We start from the raw sequence: 2820 nt of genomic DNA, 5'->3' as shown, positions 1-2820 counted from the left end.
TAGCCGGACTCGCCGGGGTCGACCGGATCGCCGTCCTCGTCGACGACGCGGGCGTCGATGCCCGGCAGCGGCGGCCCGACGTTTTCCGGTTTCATCGGCGTGACGCCCGGGAGCGTGGCGAGCGCTATCGCGCCGGTCTCGGTCTGCCACCACGTGTCGACGATCGGTGCCTCGCCCCCGCCGACGTGTTCGCGGTACCAGCGCCACGCCTTCGGCGTGATCGACTCGCCGACCGTCCCGAGCAGCCGGATCGACGAGAGGTCGTGGGAGTCGGGGTACTCCGCACCCCACTTCATGAACGAGCGGATCGCGGTCGGCGAGGTGTAAAAGACGCTCACCGCGTTGCGCTCGATCAGGTCCCAGACGCGGTCGCGGTCCGGGTAGTCGGGCGACCCCTCGTACAGCACCGTCGTCGTCCCCGTCGCGAGCGGGCCGTAGACGCCGTAGGAGTGACCGGTGATCCAGCCGATGTCGGCGGCACACCAGTAGGTGTCCTCGGGCCGCACGTCCAAGACCTTCCGCGTCGTCCACGCGACGTGCGCGAGGTAGCCGCCCGTTGCGTGTTCGACGCCCTTCGGCCGCCCGGTCGTCCCGGAGGTGTACATCACGAAGAGGAGGTCCGTCGCGTCGCGGGCGACCGGCTCGATCGTCTCCCCGTCGTGGGCGTCGACGAGCGCGTCGTACTCGCGCTCGTCGTCCCCCAGCGAGACGGAGAGCTCGTCGCCGAGGCGGTCGACGACGACCGCCGCCGACAGGTCCCCCTCGGCGCGGATGCGGGCGTTGTCCGCCTTCGACTTCTGGTTGAACGCGTCCTCCCGGCGGTAGTAGCCGTCGCAGGTGATCAGGTACTCGGAGTCGGCCGCGTCGATCCGGGTCGCGAGCGCCTCCGCGGACAGCCCCGCGAACACGACGTTGTGCGGCGCGCCGATGCGCGCGCACGCCAGCATCGCGATCGGCAGCTCCGGGATCATCGGTAGGTAGAGCGTGACGACGTCGTCCTCCTCGACGCCGAGGTCGCGGAGCCCGGCCGCGAGCGCGTTCACCTCGCGGTGGAGGTCGAGGTAGGTGTACGACCGGCGCTCGCCGCGCTTGCCGAACCAGCGGATCGCGAGCTGGTTCCCGCGCTCGTCGAGGTGACGGTCGACGCAGTTCGCCGCGGCGTTGAGCCGCCCGTCGGGGAACCACTCGTAGAACGGCGGCTCAGAGTCGTCGAGGACGGTGTCGTACTCGCGGTCCCACGTCAACAGGTCGGCCGCCTCGCGCCACGCGTCCGGTCCCTCCCGGTCGAACCGCTCGTACACCGCGGGGTCGCTCGCGGCCGCTCGCTCCCGAAAGTCGGCCGGCGGCGGGACGACGTCCTCGTCGCCGTCGACGAGCCGACCGTGGCCCCCGGATTCGTCCATGACACGTATTGGCCCGCGGAGAAACGTATACTTTGTCCGACTCCTCGCCGAGTGAGAGCCGCCGTCGACGGCGGCGGATCGCCGCGGTGGACTCCGCCGACGGCGGTCAGACCGACTCCTCGGTCGGTCGCGCCGTGATCTCGGCCGCCTTCGCCCGGGCGCGGGCGACGATCGACGGCTTCGCCTCGAAGTCGACGGTCACCTGGTCGGCCGCGTACGTCTCCTCCTCGACGTGCCCGTGGTCGTGGACCCACGAGACGAGGCTCATCGCGTCGTCCGAGACGGGCAAGACGAGTCGCTCGCGTTCCCAGTCGGGGAGTTCGTCCTCGACGCGGTCGCGGAGTTCCGCCACGCCCGCCCCCGTCTTCGCCGAGACGCCGATCGGGTCCGGTGCCACGCCCGAGAGCGCGGCGCGCTTGTCCGCGAGTTCGCCCGGCCGAAGCCGGTCGATCTTGTTGAACACGGTGACGACGGGGGCCTCGTTGCGCTCGTAGAGGGTGTCGTGGCTCGTGACGAGCTTCTCGCGCATCGCCTCGACGGACTCGCTGGCGTCGACGACGAGGAGGACGAGGTCGGCGCGGTAGACGGAGTCGAGCGTCGACTCGAACGACTCCACGAGCCAGTGGGGGAGATCCGCGATGAACCCGACCGTGTCGGTAAGCAGGACGTCTCGCTTCTCCATCTCGGCCCGCCGAGTGGTGGTGCCGAGCGTCGTGAACAGCATGTCCTGCGACTCGGCGGTCGTGTCGAGGTCCGGGTGGCGCTCGGCGTTCTCGTCGACGTCGATCTCGGCCGCGAGCCGGCGCATCAGCGTCGACTTCCCGGCGTTGGTGTAGCCCGCGAGCGCGACCAGATCGAACCCGGAGTCGCGGCGCTGCTCGCGGCGCGCCTCCTCCTTTTCGGCGATCGAGTCCAGCTCGTCGCGGATCTCGGATATCTGGCGTTTGATGTCGCGCTCGACGCTCTCGTCGTACTCGCCGAGCCCCATGAATCCCGGCCGCTCGTCGCGCTTGGCGAGGCTCGCCTTCGCCTCGGCGCGGGGGAGCTCGTACCGCAGCTCCGCGAGTTCGACCTGTAGCTGCGCCTTCCGCGTGTTGGCGCGCTGGCCGAAGATCTCGAGGATGAGCGTGAACCGGTCGACGACCTCGACGCCATCGGCGAGCTTCCCGCCGATGTTGAACGTCTGGTACGGCCCCACGTCGTTGTCGATGATCACCGACCCGGCGTCGGTGCGACGGACGAGGTCCCGGAGCTCCGCGACCTTCCCTTCGCCGAACATGAACGCGGCGTCCTCCGTGCGGGTCTGGGTGAGTTCCCCGACTACGTCGTAGCCGGCCGCGGCCGCGAGCTGGCTGATCTCGGTCAGGTCGGCCTCCCCGGCGTCGACGCGCTTGGCGACGACTGCGCGGCGTCCCTC

The 2820-nt window shown here is 70.4% G+C and carries 2 protein-coding genes; both read right to left on the bottom strand.

The features are described 5' to 3' along the window. On the bottom strand, window positions 1-1403 hold a 1403-nt coding region (locus BN903_RS13630; protein WP_048078255.1), incomplete at its 3' end, for an AMP-binding protein. Between the two features lie 106 nt (window positions 1404-1509). Beyond that, the coding region (gene hflX / locus BN903_RS17660; RefSeq protein ID WP_048078254.1) for a GTPase HflX at window positions 1510-2820 on the bottom strand (1311 nt) is incomplete at its 5' end.

Source organism: Halorubrum sp. AJ67 (assembly GCF_000513435.1).
This window is presented reverse-complemented; position numbering and strand designations above follow the sequence as displayed.